The sequence below is a fragment of the Arthrobacter sp. Z5-13 genome, assembly GCF_056499105.1.
The window spans coordinates 1,274,231-1,292,738 of record NZ_CP096460.1 but is presented as its reverse complement, the minus strand read 5'-3'; the positions used below and the strand labels follow the sequence as shown (position 1 = coordinate 1,292,738).

The window sequence follows — 18,508 nt, the reverse complement described above, 5'->3', positions numbered from 1 at the left end:
TTACCATCCTGCCAGCCACGAGACCATCCCGGGGCTGGCGTCCAACATTCGGTCAGATCAGTATCGCCGCGCTGTGCCCCGGCAATTCCAGCTTTCCGGACTCCAGCCAGACGGCGTCGTCGGTGGCCAAACGGATAGTCTCGGCTTCCGTATTGAGCCTGCAGTCCCCGCTGGAGAAATTGAAGACGACGTGAACGGCGCCGCGTTCCAACCGGAGCCACCCGTCCTCTTCGTTGAACTCCACCTGCGTCTCCTCCAAGCCGGGAGCAACAAGATCGGGCAAGGACTTCCGGAGAGCAGTCAGTGACCGGTAGAGCTCCAACAGTCGCGCGTGGTCCCCCTCTGCGGCCTCTTGCCAGTTGAGTTTGGACCGCGTGAACGTGGCCGGGTCCTGAGGATCCGGAACCAGAGCAGGGTCCCAGCCCATCCTCTCGAACTCCTTGATGCGCCCCTCCGCAGTAGCCTTCCCAAGCTCGGGTTCTGGATGCGAGGTGAAGAACTGCCAGGGGGTTGTGGCACCGTATTCCTCCCCCATGAACAGCATGGGGGTGAACGGGGAGGTCAGGGACAGAACAGCGGCCAGGGCCAGCTGACCGTAGGAAAGCGACTGCGAGAGCCTGTCACCAACAGCCCGGTTGCCGATCTGGTCATGGTTCTGGGTGCACACAACCAAGGCCGAAGGATGTACGAGGTTGGAGTTGATGGGCCGGCCGTGGTGTCGGCCGCGGAAACTTGAATAGCTTCCGTCGTGGAAAAACCCGCTTGTCAGTACCTTTACCAGCGCGGCCAGGGAATCGAAGTCGCCGTAGTAACCGGTGGTCTCGCCCGTGAGGTTTACGTGGGCTGCGTGGTGGAAGTCATCGCTCCACTGGCCAGTGAGCCCGTACCCGTTGAGTTCCCGCGGATAGAGCAGGCGGGGGTTGTTGAGGTCTGACTCGGCGATCATGGTGACCGGCCTGCCAGTTTCAACGGAGACGGCCGCGGCCAAAGCCCCAAATTCCTCGAGGATGGGAAGGGCTCGCTCGTCCTTCAGCGCGTGAACGGCATCGAGACGCAGCCCATCGACGTGATAGTCACGCAACCACATTGCAGCGTTCTCGAGGATATATGTCCGCACCTGGTCCGAGTCCGGACCATCAAGGTTGACGGAATCGCCCCATGTGTTGCCCTTTCCGGACGTGACATACGGCCCGAATCTGGGCAGGTAGTTGCCGCTGGGGCCCAGGTGGTTGTAGACCACATCCTGGATGACTCCCATCCCGGCCGCGTGGGCGGCATCCACAAAACGCTGGTAAGCCGCCGGCCCGCCATAGCCCTCGTGCACCGCGTACCAGAGCACGCCGTCGTAACCCCAGTTGTGAGTGCCGTTGAAGGCGTTGACCGGTAGCAGCTCCACAAAGTCGACGCCGAGCCCGGACAGGTAATCGAGGCGCTGGGCAGCGGCGTCCAAGGTCCCTTCAGGGGTGAAGGTCCCCAGATGCAGCTCGTAGATGACGGCGCCCTGCAGCTCCCGGCCTTTCCAGCCGCGGTCCTGCCATTCATAGGCCGTCGGATCGTAGGTGCGGGACAACGAGTGCACGCCCTCAGGCTGCCTGCGTGAGCGAGGATCCGGAAGGGGGATGGCTTCGTCATTGACGAGGTAGCCGTAATCCGCCTCGCCCTCCGCCGGGGCGTCCGCGGCAGTCCACCAGCCGTCGTCGCGCCGTGTCATGGGGTATTTTTGGCCGCCCGCCAGCAGGGTGACGGATTCAGGCTCGGGAGCCCAAATGTCGAAGCGTTCGCTTCCGGTCACTGGAAGAGTCATTCGGGTGGTTCTCCGTTCAGTGGGTGGATTGGGAGGCTGGCTAGCCGTTTTCGCTGATAGGGGTGAGCAGCGCCACCGGGTAAACCCGCAGGATTTCCGCCACCTCCACGGGACCGGGGCCAAAGATGGTCCCGGTGAGCTCGTCCTGCATTTCAGTGTTAAGCGCGACGGCGGTCTCCCGCCATCCGCCTTTGCGTTCCAGCCCGTAGGGGAGCCTCGTAGCCAAGGTCAACGCCCCTGCCGTGGCGGGTTCCGTACTGTCAGCGCGGCTGAAGGCGAGGAGATGCTCAGCTGCTGGGCCTACGGCTTCCACCGGCTGGTAACCCCTGAAAAGTTCGGGCCGGTCCCGGCGCAACCTCAGGGCGCGTGAAGTCACCAGCAGCTTGCAGGCCTCTGCCCGGAAGACCGCCGGAAGCTGACCGTCATCCAGTTCAGCCAGGGTGTTTCGTCTGTGCTCGAAATCCACGGCCCGGCGGTTGTCCGGATCTGCCAGGGAGCGGTCCCAGAACTCTGTGCCCTGATAGACGTCCGGCACTCCAGGCATGGTGAGTTGGACTAGTTTGGCGGACAACGAATTCGACGCCCCATGGGGGTCAATCCGTGCCACAAGAGCCGTCAATTCAGTGCGGACATCGGGGTCGTCAAAAACGGCATCCACAGCGGCCAGGAGTTTCTGCTCGAACTCCTTATCAGGGTCAGTCCAGCTGGTGGAGTTCCCGGCTTCGCGTGCAGCTTTTTCCGCATATCCACGGAGCCTGGCACGATCAGCAGGCCAAGACCCGGTGATTGCCTGCCACAACAGCGCCGCGAGGGGTCCGTCCGGCAGCGGGGCCAGTTCGCGCAGCCGCGCCAGGGCCGCCGTCCATTCAGGGGCCATTTCGGAAATGACGGAGATACGTGCCCGGGTATCCTCGCTGCGTTTGGTGTCATGAGTGGTCAGCGTGGTCATTGAGAGTGGCAGCCGCTCCTGGCGGCGGGCCATCCGTTCGTGGAATTCCTGCGGGCTGAGGGCGAATTCCGTGGGGTCGGCGCCAACTTCGGTGAGTGTCCCCAGCCGCGTATAGCGGTAGAAAGCCGTGTCCTCGACGCCCTTGGCCATCACCATTCCGGACGTTTGCTGGAACCGTCGTCCAAGTTCCGCGTCGGCGTCATTGAGCAGCGGCAGGATTCCAGCAATGGCATCGGACAGATCAGGCCTGGCATCCATGGCAGCTTCGCAGGCTTCCTTGAGCACCTCTGCGCCATGCGGCAGGTAGGTGCGGTAGACGGGGAAGGCGGCAATAATCTCCGCCAGGGCGTCGGCAGATTCAGTGGCAGTGAGCCCCAGATCCTCAGGCAGCAGCCTGACGAGCCTCAGGATTTCGGAATGCAACATCCCGTCCGCGATAGCGCGCTTAGTGCCATGGATCATTTCGGCGTAGTCGCTCGACTTCTTGCCGCCACGCAGGCGGGCATCAAGCCGCGTCAGGGGCGCCTCACCCTTGGGGTCCACGAAAACCCGGTCGACGTCGGCCAGGGCGTCGTACCCCGTGGTACCTTCGCACTGGAATTCCGGCGGCATCTCCTCCCCCGGCTCCAGGATCTTCTCGGCCAGGACGTATGCGCCGCCGGTGAGTTCCTTCAACCTGCGGAGATACCCGCCCGGATCCGCAAGTCCATCGGGGTGATCGATGCGCAGTCCGTCAACCAGGCCTTCTTTGAACCAGCGCGCAACCTCAGCATGGGCTTCGTCAAAGACCTCCGGGATTTCCACCCGGACTCCAGCCAGTGAATTGATGGCGAAGAACCGGCGATAGTTCAGCTCGTCGTCCGCCCGGCGCCAAGCGATCAGCTCGTAGTGCTGCCGGTCGTGGACGTCGCAGGGGTTGTCGCCCGGAGCGTATGTCCCCTCTGCCAAGGGAAAACGGTGGTCGTAGTAACGGAGTTCGCCATCCCGGATCTCCAGGTGTTCGACGTCCTCATCGCTCCCGAGTACCGGAACGCGGACGCGGCCGCCTCCAAAGTCCCAGTCGACGTCGAACGCCTCCGCGTATTTCGACTGCCGCCCTTCCTTCAGAAGGGACCACCACCATGGGTTCTGGTGGGGAGAGGCGACGCCGACATGGTTGGGAACGATGTCCACAAGCACTCCCATGCCGACGGCGCGGGCAGCCTGGGACACGGCTGCGAGCCCTTCGGGGCCGCCACGGTCCGGGTCCACAGCGCTCGGGTCGGTGACGTCGTAGCCGTGGCCTGATCCCTTTTCGGCAGTTAGCAGCGGGGACAGGTAGAGCCAGTCAACGCCCAGGGCATGGAGGTAGTCCACGATTTCTACGGCGTCGTGCAGGGTGAAGTCCGGGCGGATCTGCAGCCTGTACGTCGAGACAGGGGTTTTCATGAGCCTGCCTCCTCAGCCTGCCCTATCTTCCTGGTGTGTTTGGGCTCGGGTGACGCCGGGGATGTCAAAGCCGCCGACTCGGGCGTGGCAGTCTGCGACAACGCGGCCAGGGAAGCGGCCACCGAGTGATCCGGCTCCACTTCGGGAGTGCTGTGCGCCCGGAGTACCACCAGGGATTTGGCGTCTACCGGGAGACTGCCGCCAGCCATGACGGGTTCGGTGTCGGCATTGTGTCCGGCGGTATCGATGATGATGTCCCAGGCCGGCGCGTACTCATCGGACGGCAGTTTGAACTTCACTTCTTCGTCCTGGGCGTTGAAGTAGAGGACAAAGTTGACGTCGGTGATCCGGCGGCCTCTCATATCCTTGCCCTGGATGCCGTCGCCGTTGAGGAACATGCCCACTGAGCGGCCCAGACCGGCCTCCCAGTCCTCGGGCTGCATGGTGGAACCATCGACGTCCAGCCATACGATGTCAGGCAGCCGCTCGCCTTCACCTCGGCGTACTGGCCGGCCGTCAAAGAACTTGCTGCGCCGGAATGTGGGGTGTTTCGCCCGCAGGGAATTGACAGCTGCCGTGAATTCCACCAGGGGTTGGTCAACATTGTCCCAATTGATCCAGGTCAGCTCGGAATCCTGGCAGTAGCCGTTGTTGTTCCCTCGCTGAGTCCTGCCCAGTTCATCACCGTGGAGCAGCATGGGAACGCCCTGGGATAACAGCAGTGAAGCGATGAAGTTGCGCTGCTGGCGTGCCCGCAGCGCCAGGACCTTCGGATCATCCGTGGGCCCTTCAGCGCCACAGTTCCAGGAGCGGTTGTGGGATTCGCCGTCGTTGTTTCCCTCGCCGTTGGCCTCGTTGTGCTTCTCGTTGTAGGAAACGAGGTCGGACAACGTGAAGCCGTCGTGGGCGGTGACGAAGTTGATGGAGGCCACCGGACGCCTGCCTGAGTGCTCGTACAGGTCAGCTGAACCGGTGAGCCGCGAAGCGAATTCGCCCAGGGTGGATGGTTCTCCGCGCCAGAAGTCGCGCACGGTATCGCGATATTTGCCGTTCCACTCTGTCCATTGCGGCGGGAAGTTGCCCACCTGGTAGCCACCCGGCCCAACGTCCCAGGGCTCGGCAATGAGCTTCACCTGGGAGACGACAGGGTCCTGCTGGATCAGTTCGAAGAACGTGGAGAGTTTATCGACGTCGTAAAACTCGCGGGCCAGGGTGGAGGCGAGATCGAAACGGAAGCCGTCAACGTGCATCTCGGTGACCCAGTAGCGCAGCGAGTCCATAAGCAACTGCAGGGAATGCGGGTGGCGGACGTTGAGGGAGTTACCGGTCCCTGTGTAGTCCATGTAGTGCTTCTGATCGCCTTCCATGAGGCGGTAGTAGGCGGGGTTGTCGATGCCTTTGAAGGACAGCGTGGGGCCCAGGTGGTTGCCTTCGGCGGTGTGGTTGTAGACCACGTCCAGGATGACTTCGATCCCGGCACGGTGCAGGGTGCGGACCATCGCCTTGAAGTCCTGCACCTGCTGGCCGGTGTCACCGGTGGAACTGTACATGTTGTGCGGGGCGAAGAAGCCGATGGTGTTGTAGCCCCAGTAGTTATTGAGGCCTTTGTCCTGCAGGATGCCGTCATTGACGAACTGGTGCACCGGCATCAGTTCAATCGCGGTGACTCCGAGTTTCTGCAGGTGGGCGATAACCGACGGGTGCGCCACACCTGCGTAGGTGCCCCGCTGCTCCTCGGGAATCTCCGGGTGGAGCTGCGTGAGGCCTTTTACGTGGGCCTCGTAGATCACTGACTTGTGGTACGGAATCCGGAGGTTGTGGTCGCCGTCCCAGTCGAAGTAGGGGTTGATGACAACGCCGAGCATCATGTGCCGGCTGGAATCGGCATCATTTCTCGAGTCGGGGTCGCCCATGTTGTAGGAGAACAGCGAGGGGTCCCAGTCCACCTGTCCATGGACTGCCTTGGCATAAGGGTCCAAAAGCAGTTTATTGGCGTTGAACCGCAGCCCGGATGCGGGGTCGTACGGCCCGTGGACCCTGTAACCGTACTTCTGGCCAGGCTGGACCTGCGGGACGTAACCGTGCCAGACGTACCCGTCCACTTCCTGCAACTCGAAGCGGGTTTCCACCCGATCCTCGTCGAAAAGGCAGAGCTCCACTTTTTCCGCTCGTTCGCTGAACAGTGCGAAGTTGGTTCCTGTGCCGTCGAAGGTGGCTCCCAGTGGGTAAGCCGATCCGGGCCAGATTTCCATCAATACTCCTCAGTTGTCCAACAGTGGCAATTCACGCGCATCCAGCGTATTACTGGAAAGTAAGCTTACTATTATTGCGGGTGTGACCATTGCACACTAGCCGCTGCCGGTGACAAACACCGCACCACTATCCTGTCCGGGCGGGCCAGACCCCGGGCACAGCATCCGCGAGACGACCTGCCGTGAGGGGCCCTCCAGCGGACGCCGCGCTTCCAGCCAGGCTGTGAATGCTGGCGGCCATCGCAGCTACCGCTGCCCACCGCTCGTCTGGATCAATTCCGACGGCGGCAAACCGGCCGGCGTCGGACCCCACCTGAGCCAGTAGAGAGCCAAGCACTCCAGCCAGTACGTCACCGCTGCCGGCGGTGGCCATCCAGGGTGTTCCCTCCGCCTGGCTGAAGACCGCTCCTGTTGCCGCGGCGATGACAGTGGCAGAACCCTTGAGAAGGACAGTGGCGCCCGTCAAGGTCGCGGCCCGGCGCGCCGCGGGCAACGGGGCCGCTTCAATCTCGGACCGGTGAATGGCGGCGCCGAGCTCCGTAAGCAGCGTCGCCAACTCCCCTGCGTGCGGAGTGAGGACAACTTGGGCTCCAAGGCGGCCGGGGAGGACCTGGAGGGCTCCGGCGTCGGCAATCACAGGCAGCCCCGACTCCAAAGCATCACGGACCCTGCCCAGCTGCTCCCCGGCAGAATCATCGAGGCCAGATCCCACCAGCCAAGCCTGGACGTGCGCATCAACCACCCGTCCCTGTCCGCAGACCACTTCCGGGCAGGCGGCCCGAACGGCTGCTGCAACCTCGGGCGGCCCCAGATACCTGACCATGCCCACACCTGCGGCAAGCGCTCCACGGCAGGCCAAAACAGCCGCACCAGGGTAGCGTTCGGAGCCAGCTATCACACCCAGCACGCCCCGCGAGTACTTGTGGGAACTCCGTTCCGGCTGGGGCAGCAGCAGCCGCAGATCGTCCTGCTCAAGCCGGCGCAGAACCGGGGACGGCAGCATCGACTCGATGCCGATGGGGATGGTCACAATCCTTCCGGCGTTCCCGGCCCCTGGATCCGTGAGGAGCCCCGCCTTGGCTCCTCCGAAGGTAACGGTGACGTCGGCCCGCAGCACTGGTCCGTTCAGCTCGCCGGTATCGGCGTCGACGCCGCTCGGGATATCGCATGCCACGACGGCCGGAAGGCCCGGTGCTCCGCGGAGCTCTGTCTGCCGGAGGTTCTCCCTCAGTTGCTCCATCAAGGAGCCCGCTGCTCCCGTAAGCCCGCCACGGGCACCTGTGCCCAGTACCGCGTCAATCACGACGTCGGAGCTTGCGGTTGCTGCCGACAGGTCAGGGATGTTGTCTTCCGCCAGCAAATGGGTTCTTCCGCCGGCCCGGAGAAAGGCAGCGAGGCCGGCGGCGTGCGCGTCACCGGCGGTGAGCACCGCCGTCGTCCGCATCCCACGGCCAGCCAGTAGGGCCGCCGCAAAAAGCCCGTCTCCCCCGTTGTTGCCCTTGCCCACGAGGACAGTGGCGCTGGAGCCGTAGATGCGGCGTCCACGGGATTTGAGCTCCCCAATGACCGCGTTGGCCAGCCCGTACGATGCCCGCTCCATGAGAACAGCGCCCATACCGTTGTCCAGCAGAGGCTTTTCAGCCTCGCGGATCTGGGTCCCGGTGTAGGCGCTGATCATCGTGGTGGTCCAATCTTGTTGGTCCATTCATACTCGTCAAATCGTGGCGGGAAGTGCCTAGCCCTCCGCAATAACGGTAGCCGTGGCGATGCCGCCATCGTGGCTCATGGAGACGTGCCAGCGCTTGACGCCCTTGTTCTCAGCCACCGCCAGAACCGTCCCCTTCACCTGGATGGTGGGGCCGTGCTGGTCGAGTCCGATCCAGCAGTCCTGCCAGTTCATGCCGGCGGGCGCGCCAAGGACCTTTGCCACGGCCTCCTTGGCTGCGAACCTGGCGGCGAGCGACCTCGTGTTGAGTTCCCGTTCGGCCGGGACAAACAGCCTGTCCCGCAGCCCCGGCGTCCGCTCAAGCTGGCGGCCGAAGCGCTCGATATCTACTACGTCTACGCCGATGCCAACAATCATGGCGTCACTCTACCGTGACGCTCTTCGCAAGGTTGCGCGGCTGATCGACGTCGTAGCCCTTGGCCTGGGCAAGTTCGAGGGCGAAGATTTGAAGCGGAACGGTGGCCAACAGCGGCGCCAACAGGGTCGGTGCCTCAGGAATGTAGAAGACGTGCTCGGCGTATGCCTTGACGGCCTCGTCCCCTTCTTCTGCGATGACGATGGTCTTCGCTCCGCGCGCACGGACTTCCTGGATGTTGGAGACAACTTTGGAGTGGAGGGAGTCCCGACCGCGCGGCGACGGGACCACCACGAAGACCGGCTGTCCCTCTTCAATCAAGGCGATGGGGCCATGCTTGAGCTCGCCGGCGGCAAATCCTTCAGCATGGATATAGGCCAGTTCCTTGAGCTTCAGGGCGCCTTCCATGGCCACCGGGAAACCGACGTGGCGGCCCAGGAACAGCACGGACTTGGCACCAGCCATGGAGCGGCCCAGTTCCTTGATCTGCTCCTCGTTATCCAGGATGAGCTGGATTTTGGACGGAATCTTCCCCAGGTCAGCGAGGATGTCCTTGATCTCGCCCTGGAACTTGTTTCCACGAAGTTGAGCCAGATAGAGCCCGAGGAGATAGGCAGCGGTGATCTGTGCCAGGAATGCCTTGGTGGAGGCTACAGCGATTTCCGGGCCGGCGTGAGTGTAGAGGACGGCGTCTGACTCACGGGGGATAGTGGAGCCGTTGGTGTTACAGATGGAGAGGGTCTTGGCGCCCTGTTCCTTTGCGTAGCGGACTGCCATCAGGGTGTCCATGGTTTCTCCCGACTGGGAAATGGAGACTATCAGCGTGTTTCCGTCCACAATCGGATCGCGGTAGCGGAACTCGTGCGAGAGCTCAACTTCGGTGGGGATCCGGCACCAGTGCTCAATGGCGTATTTGGCAACCTGTCCCGCATACGCTGACGTTCCGCAGGCGAGGACAATGATCTTGTTGACGTTCTTGAGAAGCTCGACGTCGATACGGAGCTCATCAAGTGTGAGTTTGCCGTGAATATCCGAACGGCCAAGGAGCGTTTGGGCAACGGCGTCCGGCTGGTCGTGGATTTCTTTTTCCATGAAGGACGCAAAGCCACCCTTTTCGGCGGATTCGGGATCCCAGTCAACGTGGTATTCCTTCCCCTGGGCGGCAGCGCCGAAGAAGTCCGTAATTTCAACGCTGTCAGCGGTGATCGTCACGATCTGGTCCTGGCCCAATTCCACAGCCCGCCGGGTGTAGTCAATGAACCCGGAGACGTCGGAACCGAGGAAGTTCTCCCCCTCTCCCAAGCCAACCACCAACGGTGAGTTGCGGCGGGCGGCAACGACGACGTCTGGCTGGTCAGCGTGCACGGCAAGGAGCGTAAAAGCTCCTTCCAGCCGCTGGCAGGCAAGCTGCATTGCTTTGGTGAGGCCGCCGTCGGAAACGTCGCCGTTCAGCTTGGTCCGGAAGATGTCCGCAAGAAGCGCAGCCGCGACTTCCGTGTCCGTCTCGGAGAGGAAGGTAACGCCCTTACTGACGAGCTCGAGCTTCAGTTCGGCGAAATTCTCGATGATGCCGTTGTGAATCAGGGCCAGTTTTCCGCCGTCAGCTAAGTGCGGGTGCGCGTTCTGGTCAGTCGGTCCTCCATGGGTGGCCCAACGTGTGTGACCGATTCCGGTCAAGGATCCTGGCAAGGGGTTTTCGTCCAGCTCAGCGAGCAAGTTGTTCAACTTGCCTGACTTCTTCCGGGACGAGATAGCGCCGTCAGCTACTACTGCGACACCCGCCGAGTCATACCCCCTGTACTCCAAACGGCGCAGTCCTTCAAGAACGACGTCCAGCGCACCATAGCCAGCAATTTTCCCGTCCGAAGAACGGCCAACGTAACCCACGATTCCACACATGGACACAAGCCTAACGCGTCTGCCCGACTGAAGCTGTGGGATGACGGCAAAGGAGGAGCGTGCGGATCGCCAAATCGCAGGCCTGAACGTACGTTTCCATGTCCTCCATTTCGCTCTCGGCGGCAACAAGGGCAGAATCTCTAGGGTGACTTTGCAACGCAATGAATCGAACGGTGAGGGTATCTCCCCGTTCGTGGAGCTGGACCGGCAGACCTGGTCCCGGCTCTCCGCCCAGATGGAACAGCCTCTTAACGAAGAGGACGTGATTCGTCTCCGCGGTCTTGGTGATCCCTTGGACATCGAGGAAGTACGTGAGGTCTACCTGCCACTGTCGCGGCTCCTGCACCTTTATGTCGAAGCAGCCGGCCAACTCCACGCAGCCACCACCACCTTCCTGGGTGACACCACCCAGCGCACACCGTTCGTCATTGGCGTGGCGGGTTCTGTCGCCGTCGGTAAATCCACCATCGCGAGGGTTCTGCGGGAGATGCTCCGCCGCTGGCCTGGTACTCCCAACGTGGAACTGATCACCACAGACGGCTTCCTCTACCCGCTTGCTGAGCTCAAACGCCGCCAGCTGCTGGACCGGAAGGGATTTCCGGAGTCCTACGATCGCCGGGCGCTGCTGCGCTTCGTCAGTGAGATCAAGAGCGGCGCCGAGGAGGTCCGCGCCCCCTGGTACTCCCACGTTACGTACGACATCGTGCCGGGCAAGGAAGTTGTGGTCCGGCGTCCTGATGTGCTGATCGTTGAGGGTCTCAACGTGCTCGCCCCGGCCCGTCCCCGTCACGATGGCCGGCAAGGCCTCGCCCTGAGCGATTTCTTCGATTTCTCCATTTATGTCGACGCCAAGACGTCCTACATTGAAGAATGGTATGTGGACCGTTTCCGGAAGCTCCGCAGCACTGCCTTCGCGCAACCCGAATCGTATTTCCATCGGTACGCCACGCTCTCCGATGAGGAGGCTGAAAGCACCGCCCGGGATATTTGGAAGCGCATCAACGAGCCAAACCTTGAAGAGAATGTGCTGCCCACCCGAGGCAGGGCCCAGCTTGTGCTCACCAAAGACGCGGACCATTCCATCAGGCGCATGCTGTTGAGGAAGGTCTAAGCACGCATGTGCGGCGACTGCGCGCCCTTGCCCGCCGAGCCCTTCCTTACCGCGCCCTTGTCCGCCGCGCCCTTGCCCGCCGAGCCCTTCCTTACTGGGCCTGCGCCGCTGCCCAGCCGACGGATTTTCACTCGACTCCTGGCTGCCGGGGCAGGCCTCACTGCCCTTGCCGCCTGCACACCGGAACCAACCGACGCATCTATCAACTCCCCTGCAGCCTCACAGGCAGCAACGCCAACGGCATCCCTGACCCCGACAGCGGCTGCGCCAGCCACCCCGGTAACTGACACGGCCGCAGCCTCAACCTCTGCTGTTGCGGCGCCGCCGTCGCCCGTTCCGACGCCCACCTCCCCTGCCGCAGCCCTGGCCCAGCAGCACTCCCTGACTGACCCGGCAAGCCCCTGGCTGGTGGTGAACAAGCATCGCCCACTGGCGTCCCCGGAGTATGCGCCGTCCGATCTGGTGCAACCGAATGTCCCGCTGGCAGTGAGCGGGGAGGCAGCCCTGCTGAACAGCACGACGGCGGCTGCCGCAGAGCACTTGTTCGCTGCGGCTGCCGCAGAGGGGGTTACCCTCACGCTGGCTTCGGGCTACCGGTCCTACGCCACACAGGCGGCGACGTACGGCAGCTATGTGAGCTCACAAGGGCAGGCGCAGGCCGACACGGCGTCGGCCCGTCCCGGGTACTCGGAACACCAGACTGGCTGGGCTTTCGACATCGGCGATGGCGGCGGGGCATGTGGTTTTCAGCCATGCTTCGCCGAGCAACCGGCCGCGGTCTGGGCCAAGGCGCAGGCACACCGGTTTGGCTTTGTGGTCCGCTATCCCTGGATGTTCCACGAGATCACGGGTTACTACTACGAGTCCTGGCATCTGCGCTACATCGGCGTCGAGGCCGCCACAGACATGGCGAAACGCGGAATCTCCACCCTCGAGGAATACTTCGGGTTGGAAGCGGCCCCGGCCTACCTCTGAAAACTCGTAACGTGATGCGACTAGTCATAGGGACACGCATCACGCCAGGTGCTCCGCTTGCCAGCCACTTGCCTTCGGTCTCGTTAGGTTGGGCACATGTTCACTGGATTCAAGAACTTCATTCTTAAGGGCAATGTTGTTGACCTTGCGGTGGCAGTGGTGATCGGTGCAGCCTTCGGCGCCGTCGTCACATCCATCGTGGAGGGACTTCTCACGCCGCTGATAGGCAGGCTGTTCAACGCCAAGGGCATCGAGGACATGGCGTGGGAGGGATTCCGGTACGGCTCGGTAATCTCATCCGTTATTTCGTTCCTGCTCATAGCGGCAGCCATCTACTTCATCGTGGTGGTGCCGATGAACCATATGATTGAACGCCGCAACCGCAGGCTGGGCATCAGCGCGGACGTCAAGGACGAGGCGTCCGAAGACCCGCAGATTGCCCTGCTGACCGAGATCCGTGACGCCTTGCGCAAGTAGGGCGCTGATAACGTCCCATACAAAACGTCAGTCGGTGACGAGTTCCAGCGCGAGTTCCTTCTGGACCACTGCCGCTAGCCGCTCGGCAATCGCCTGAGCTGTAGTCTGCTCGCCAGCTTCCACCATCACCCGGACAACAGGTTCGGTGCCGGACGGACGCAACAGCACCCTCCCAGTTTCACCCAATTCGGCTTCAGCCTGCACGATGGCAGCTGCAACTACGCCGTCACCCTTGACCCGGCTGCGATCCACACCCCTAACGTTGATGAGGACCTGCGGGAGCTTGGTCATCACTGTGGCAAGTTCCTTCAGCGGCCGGCCGGTCATTGCCACCTGCGCTGCAATCTGCAGTCCGGTGAGGACCCCATCGCCCGTTGTGGCGTGATCCGCAAAGATCACGTGTCCGGACTGCTCCCCGCCAAGGTTGAACCCGCCGTCGCGCATTTCTTCCAGGACATAACGGTCCCCTACTGCCGTCTCGCGCATGCTTATGCCGGCCTTCGTGAGGGCGATCTTGAGGCCCAGGTTGCTCATCACGGTGGCCACCAGGACGTTGTCCCGCAACTTCCCTGAGGCCTTGAGGGCAACGGCCAGAATGGCCATGATCTGGTCGCCGTCCACCTCGTTGCCCTCATGGTCTACAGCCAGGCAGCGATCGGCGTCGCCGTCGTGCGCAATGCCCAGGTCTGCTCCATGCCGCAGCACAGCCTCTTTGAGCGGACCAAGGTGTGTTGACCCAACTCCGTCATTGATGTTCAGTCCGTCCGGCTCAGCACCAATCAGCACCACATCAGCGCCGGCATCCTTGAAAACCTGGGGGGAACAGCCACTGGCAGCACCGTGCGCACAGTCAAGCACTACCTTCAGCCCGTTCAAACGGTGCGGGAGAGTGCCGAGGAGGTGGACAATATAGCGGTCCTCCGCGTCGGAGAACCTTTGGATGCGTCCCACATCGCTGCCGACCGGCCGGCGGGCCTCATTTGCCATCTCGGCCTCGATGGCGTCTTCCACGTCGTCAGGGAGCTTCTGGCCGCCGCGGGCGAAGAACTTGATGCCGTTGTCCGGGGCAGGATTGTGGGAGGCGGAGATCATCACGCCAAAGTCCGCTTTCAAATCCGCTACCAGATAGGCTGCGGCCGGCGTGGGCAGGACGCCTGCGTCGTAAACATCAATTCCTGAACTCGACAGCCCGGCTTCCACGGCGGCAGCGATAAACTCGCCACTGGCGCGCGGGTCCCGGGCCACGACAGCGCGGGGCCGGGTGCCGTTGGTATTGCGGTCGTGACCGAGCACGACGGCGGCAGCCTGGGCCAGCTTTAGTGCCAGCTCGGCTGTAAGCAGGCCGTTCGCCAGGCCACGGACACCATCTGTTCCAAATAATCTAGACATCGGGTCAAGTTTAGACGACGCAGCCACTTACTCCATCCCGCCCCTTTACCTGGTGACATCACGGGTTAACGACGGAAGCCCGCCCTGCGAACAGGACGGGCTTCCGGAAGCGGATTTAGCGCTTGGAGTACTGCTGAGCCTTACGTGCCTTCTTGAGGCCAGCCTTCTTACGCTCGATGACGCGTGCGTCACGGCGGAGGTAGCCGGCCTTTTTCAGGATGGCGCGGTTGTTCTCGGTGTCGATCTCGTTCAATGAACGGGCGATGCCGAGACGCAGTGCACCGGCCTGGCCGGAAATGCCGCCGCCGTGAATGCGGGCGAAGACGTCGTAGGCGCCGTCAAGATCAAGGATCTTGAAGGGCTCGTTGACGTCCTGCTGGTGCAGCTTGTTCGGGAAGTAGTTGGACAGCTCGCGGCCGTTGATGATCCACTTGCCGGAGCCCGGCACAACGCGAACGCGTGCAACGGCTTCCTTGCGGCGGCCAACAGCTGCGCCGGCAACGGTCAGGGCCGGGCGCTCCTTCTTCGGCGCAGCAGCTTCAGCAGCCGCTCCGCTTTCCGAGGTGTAGCTGGTCAGGGTTTCCTCAGCCTCAACGGCTTCGGTGGTCTCTTCGTTCTGAGCCACGGTTCTCCTTGTATAGATAAGTTGTTTGGTGGCCAGGACTACTGGGCGACCTGGGTGATTTCGAAAGTCTTGGGCTGCTGGGCGGCGTGGGGGTGCTCTGCACCGCGGTACACCTTCAGCTTGCCCAGCTGCTGGGCAGCAAGGGAGTTCTTCGGGAGCATGCCCTTGATGGCCTTCTCAACAGCGCGGACCGGGTTTGATTCCAGCAGCTCCGCGTAGTTGACGGAGGTCAGGCCGCCCGGGTAACCGGAGTGGCGGTATGCCCGCTTCTGCTCCAGCTTGGCGCCGGTGAGGGCAACCTTTTCAGCGTTGATGATGATGACGAAATCGCCCATGTCCATGTGGGACGCAAAGGTGGCCTTGTGCTTGCCGCGCAGCAGGATTGCGGTCTGGCTCGCGAGACGACCAAGGACAACGTCTGTGGCGTCAATGACGTGCCACTGGCGGTTGATATCGCCGGGCTTCGGGGTGTACGTACGCACGGTTTTTGCCTCGTTCTTATTCTGGCGTTCTTTTTTAGGTGTCACTCAAGCGTGTGCACCTACTATCTATGCGCTACCGGAACAGAGGTGAGGGCTCTATGTAACCAGTCATCCTGAAGTCCCGAATGTGCTCGTTGAGTAGTTATCCTGCAACCGGATTCTCAAGCGGGCACGCATCATCGAGATAGGACACGCACAACGACTGTCAAATATACCGTGGCAGGGCCGTCCGGGTCAAAATGGGGTAACTGGACAGGACATCTACTCTCCATCCACCTGCCGGCCAAGCATCAGACCCGAACCGCAGCCCGAGCATCAGACCTGCTTTATAAGGAGCACCGTTGTCCCTGTACCCCACTGGTGAGGCCAACCTGCCGTTGTTCGTCCTGGTAATCGGCATGCTCGGTGCCTGCTTTGGGTTACTGGCGGAGATATGGGTCCGGAAAGCCGTTCCGCAGCTCTCCGTAGACACGTCAGTACGGTTCAAAATCACGACGGCGGCCGTCACGGCCGCCCTTTCAGCCGCCATGGCACTTCGGTTTGGACAGTCTTGGGCACTTGCGGCCTATTTGGTCCTGGTAATTCTTGCCGTTCAGCTCGCCTTAATTGATATTCGCCATCACCTTTTGCCCAATCGGCTGGTGTTAGCGCTCCTCATAGCCGGCGCCGTATTGCTGGCCACTGCCGCAGCTGCCTCCCCCTCCTGGGGCGCACTGCTCCGGGGGGTCTTTGCGGGGGCAATTCTCTTCGTTATTTACCTGATTCTGGCAATAATTTCGCCTCGCGGCATCGGGATGGGTGATGTGAAACTCGCCGCACCACTCGGTTTATACCTTGGCTACTTGGGTTGGTCGCAGGTGTTCTATGGCGGCGCCCTCGGATTCGTGGCAGGCGGTGTGGTTACCGCCGTCTTGGTGCGGGTTGCGCGCGGAGAAAAGCCCGCAGAAGTAGCCTTTGGACCATCCATGTTTGCCGCCGCACTTGCGGTTATTCTGCTGCCGATCTGATGTCCAGCGCGCTGCATTTCGCCTGAACTACTAAGCCTGCTTGGCAAACCAAGTAGTCGGCGCTCAAGAACCCCTCAAGAAACTGAGTACACCAAATTCTTGGCTAAGTGCTGCCCGAAATTTCACTGAAAAAAGACGAGTACCGCCACTCATTGTTCGCCCTGTTTACACCATGCAATTGTTGTCCCAACGGAACTCCAGGCGTCTGGGAAACATGGGGGCAGCTGGAATTCCGTAAACCAATTCCATGTAATCCAATCTCTTGAAAAGGATATTAAAATGACTTCTCTTATGGTCTCAATGATCGCTTTTGTCGCTGGCGTCAAGGATCGTCTCTCTTCAGAAAAGGGCGCAACGGCAACTGAATATTCGCTGCTCATTGCGTTCGTGGCATTTGCCATTATCGGCGGCGCAATGCTGTTCGGCGGTGCCCTCAGCGGTTGGTTCGAAGACCTCGGGGATGAAATCGCCACTTGGGCCGTGGCCCCGTAGTCGTAGCCTCACTTCAGTTCAGGTGCCGCGTCTGCTGAATGCGGACGCGGCACCCTCGTTTCGCTCCGGCTTATTCCATTTCAGCTGCATCCATTCATGGGGGGATCCATTGAAACGCAGCAATTCCCTTAAAAACGAGCATGCCCGCGGCGCCGTTGCCGTCGAGTTCGCCCTAGTTGCCCCGATTCTCTTGGCGCTGATAGCCGGCATTGTGGAATTCTCCTATGCCTATAACCTGCAGATTTCGGTTAGCCAGGCAGCGCGTGAAGCAGCACGGACCATGGCAATCACCAATAGCCAAGAGGAAGCTGAGACCGCTGCCTTGGACGGGGCTCCGGGATTAAATCCAGACGCTTTTGTCTATGACTTCGACCCCGCCACGTGCGCGGCAGGCGAAAACGCCGGCGTGACTATTACATATACGGCAAACACGATGACCGGGCTCTTCGGCACTTCGGTCACGCTCACGGGAGTAGGAGCCATGCGATGTGGCGGCTGAAAACTCAAGACTCTGAGACGGAACGTGGAGCAGCGGGCGTCTTGGTCGCAGTCTTAATGCTTGTGCTGATCGGCGCGGGGGCCATGGCTGTAGATGTCGGCCAGATCTATGCCGAACGCGCCCAACTGCAAAACGGTGCCGATGCGGGAGCTATGGCCGTAGCCCAGGCATGCTACGGCACTGAGTGCAGTCAACTGGAGGCGGATAATCTAGCGCTAGCTCTAGCAAACGCAAACGCCAACGATGCCGGCAGCAATGTTCTTGAAGTGGACTTGTCAGTTGCCAATCAGGTTACTGTTCGGACCACCACAAGGAACGGCACAAGTGGCGCCGGCTTCCTCAGTCAATTGTTCTCAAACGCACTCAACGCCCCTCCGGTGACCGTGGGGGCCTACGCTACTGCAATCATCGACCCGCCTTCGTCCGGGAGCGGCTTCCCACTGGCCTTGTCCGAGTGCCATTACGACCTCGCCGTGGCCTCCGAAACGGGCGAAGTCCAACTCATACCTTACGCAGGGGACAAAGGCGGTAAAAAGCCTGCTGTGCCTGGCTGCACATCAAGCAGCGGACATGCGATCCCTGGAGGCTTCGGCTGGCTGGATCAGGATGGCCCATGCGTCGCCGGTACCGATGCGGACGACACCGCCTCATCTGACACAGGCAAGGACTATACATCTTTCGCGGATGTCTGCGATCCGATTTTGGAGGAATGGATCGCCGAGATAGAAGCCGGGCGCCAGGCCCTGGCCACCTTTCCGGTCTATGACGACGCCGGCGGTTCTGGCACCAGCGGATGGTTCCATATTCGGGGCTACGCCACTTTCGACATCCAAGGGTGGAAGCTCGCTGGCGGCATCAAAACGCCCCAAGTCTATGCGAACACCCCAGGCGACGACCCTGCTGACCATTGCACGGGTGATTGCCTTGGAATCATCGGACAATTCGTCAGGTACGAGTCCATTGAGGCCTTCGGAGGAGGTGCCGGAGTCGGAGAGGATTTGGGAACAGTTGATGTACGTCTTATCGACTAAGGATTTA

Annotated in this window: 16 protein-coding genes; 7 read left to right on the top strand and 9 right to left on the bottom strand. The window is 61.6% G+C overall.

The window, feature by feature from the left end; all coding sequences use genetic code 11:
• Positions 1-52: 52 nt before the first annotated feature.
• The 6 genes from treZ to glmS form a co-directional block, all read right to left on the bottom strand.
• Entirely contained in the window at positions 53-1,804 is a 1,752-nt protein-coding gene (treZ, locus tag M1E02_RS06170) for a malto-oligosyltrehalose trehalohydrolase (RefSeq protein WP_479377228.1), read from the bottom strand.
• A gap of 40 nt (positions 1,805-1,844) precedes the next feature.
• Positions 1,845-4,181 carry a malto-oligosyltrehalose synthase gene (gene treY / locus M1E02_RS06165; RefSeq protein WP_479377227.1) on the bottom strand — a complete coding sequence of 779 codons (2,337 nt, stop codon included), beginning with the start codon at positions 4,179-4,181 and terminating at the stop codon, positions 1,845-1,847.
• Positions 4,178-6,433, bottom strand: a complete 2,256-nt coding sequence (gene glgX / locus M1E02_RS06160; RefSeq protein WP_479377226.1) for a glycogen debranching protein GlgX — start codon at positions 6,431-6,433, stop codon at positions 4,178-4,180. The genes treY and glgX overlap by 4 nt, the downstream gene beginning before the upstream one ends.
• Before the next feature lie 127 nt (positions 6,434-6,560).
• Entirely contained in the window at positions 6,561-8,111 is a 1,551-nt protein-coding gene (locus M1E02_RS06155; RefSeq protein WP_479378078.1) for an NAD(P)H-hydrate dehydratase, read from the bottom strand.
• Between the two features lie 57 nt (positions 8,112-8,168).
• Positions 8,169-8,516 (bottom strand): holo-ACP synthase, encoded by a 348-nt coding sequence (locus tag M1E02_RS06150; RefSeq protein WP_247046454.1) that lies wholly within the window; start codon positions 8,514-8,516, stop codon positions 8,169-8,171.
• Positions 8,517-8,520: 4 nt separating this feature from the next.
• Positions 8,521-10,413: a glutamine--fructose-6-phosphate transaminase (isomerizing) gene (gene glmS / locus M1E02_RS06145; protein ID WP_479377225.1), complete on the bottom strand. Its 1,893-nt coding sequence runs from the start codon at positions 10,411-10,413 to the stop codon at positions 8,521-8,523.
• A 145-nt stretch (positions 10,414-10,558) separates the two neighbouring features.
• On the opposite strand from glmS, the gene coaA reads away from it, so the two are divergent.
• From coaA to mscL, 3 genes are all read left to right on the top strand, one after another.
• Positions 10,559-11,524, top strand: coding sequence for a type I pantothenate kinase (gene coaA, locus M1E02_RS06140; protein WP_479377224.1), 966 nt, complete (start codon positions 10,559-10,561; stop codon positions 11,522-11,524).
• A gap of 6 nt (positions 11,525-11,530) precedes the next feature.
• Positions 11,531-12,499, top strand: coding sequence for a M15 family metallopeptidase (locus M1E02_RS06135; protein WP_479377223.1), 969 nt, complete (start codon positions 11,531-11,533; stop codon positions 12,497-12,499).
• Positions 12,500-12,595: 96 nt separating this feature from the next.
• Complete coding sequence (gene mscL / locus M1E02_RS06130; protein WP_479377222.1) at positions 12,596-12,976, top strand: large conductance mechanosensitive channel protein MscL; 381 nt, start codon at positions 12,596-12,598, stop codon at positions 12,974-12,976.
• A gap of 27 nt (positions 12,977-13,003) precedes the next feature.
• Here mscL and glmM read toward each other — a convergent pair whose 3' ends face one another.
• The 3 genes from glmM to rplM all read right to left on the bottom strand — a co-directional run bounded on the left by glmM (position 13,004) and on the right by rplM (position 15,472).
• A complete protein-coding gene (gene glmM / locus M1E02_RS06125; RefSeq protein ID WP_479377221.1) occupies positions 13,004-14,365 on the bottom strand; it encodes a phosphoglucosamine mutase in 1,362 nt (453 codons plus the stop codon).
• 115 nt (positions 14,366-14,480) lie between these two features.
• Positions 14,481-14,990, bottom strand: coding sequence for a 30S ribosomal protein S9 (rpsI, locus tag M1E02_RS06120; protein WP_479377220.1), 510 nt, complete (start codon positions 14,988-14,990; stop codon positions 14,481-14,483).
• A gap of 38 nt (positions 14,991-15,028) precedes the next feature.
• The gene (gene rplM / locus M1E02_RS06115; RefSeq protein ID WP_015937805.1) at positions 15,029-15,472 is read right to left on the bottom strand and encodes a 50S ribosomal protein L13; all 444 of its coding nucleotides are present in this window, start codon (positions 15,470-15,472) and stop codon (positions 15,029-15,031) included.
• A 341-nt stretch (positions 15,473-15,813) separates the two neighbouring features.
• Here rplM and M1E02_RS06110 point away from each other — a divergent pair, with 341 nt between their 5' ends.
• The 4 genes from M1E02_RS06110 (at position 15,814) to M1E02_RS06095 (ending at position 18,501) form a co-directional block, all read left to right on the top strand.
• Positions 15,814-16,479: a prepilin peptidase gene (locus tag M1E02_RS06110; protein ID WP_479377219.1), complete on the top strand. Its 666-nt coding sequence runs from the start codon at positions 15,814-15,816 to the stop codon at positions 16,477-16,479.
• A gap of 279 nt (positions 16,480-16,758) precedes the next feature.
• Positions 16,759-16,971: a Flp family type IVb pilin gene (locus M1E02_RS06105; protein WP_479377218.1), complete on the top strand. Its 213-nt coding sequence runs from the start codon at positions 16,759-16,761 to the stop codon at positions 16,969-16,971.
• Positions 16,972-17,080: 109 nt separating this feature from the next.
• Complete coding sequence (locus M1E02_RS06100) at positions 17,081-17,470, top strand: TadE/TadG family type IV pilus assembly protein (protein WP_479377217.1); 390 nt, start codon at positions 17,081-17,083, stop codon at positions 17,468-17,470.
• A 41-nt stretch (positions 17,471-17,511) separates the two neighbouring features.
• Positions 17,512-18,501 (top strand): pilus assembly protein TadG-related protein, encoded by a 990-nt coding sequence (locus M1E02_RS06095; protein ID WP_479377216.1) that lies wholly within the window; start codon positions 17,512-17,514, stop codon positions 18,499-18,501.
• The last annotated feature ends 7 nt before the right edge of the window (positions 18,502-18,508 follow it).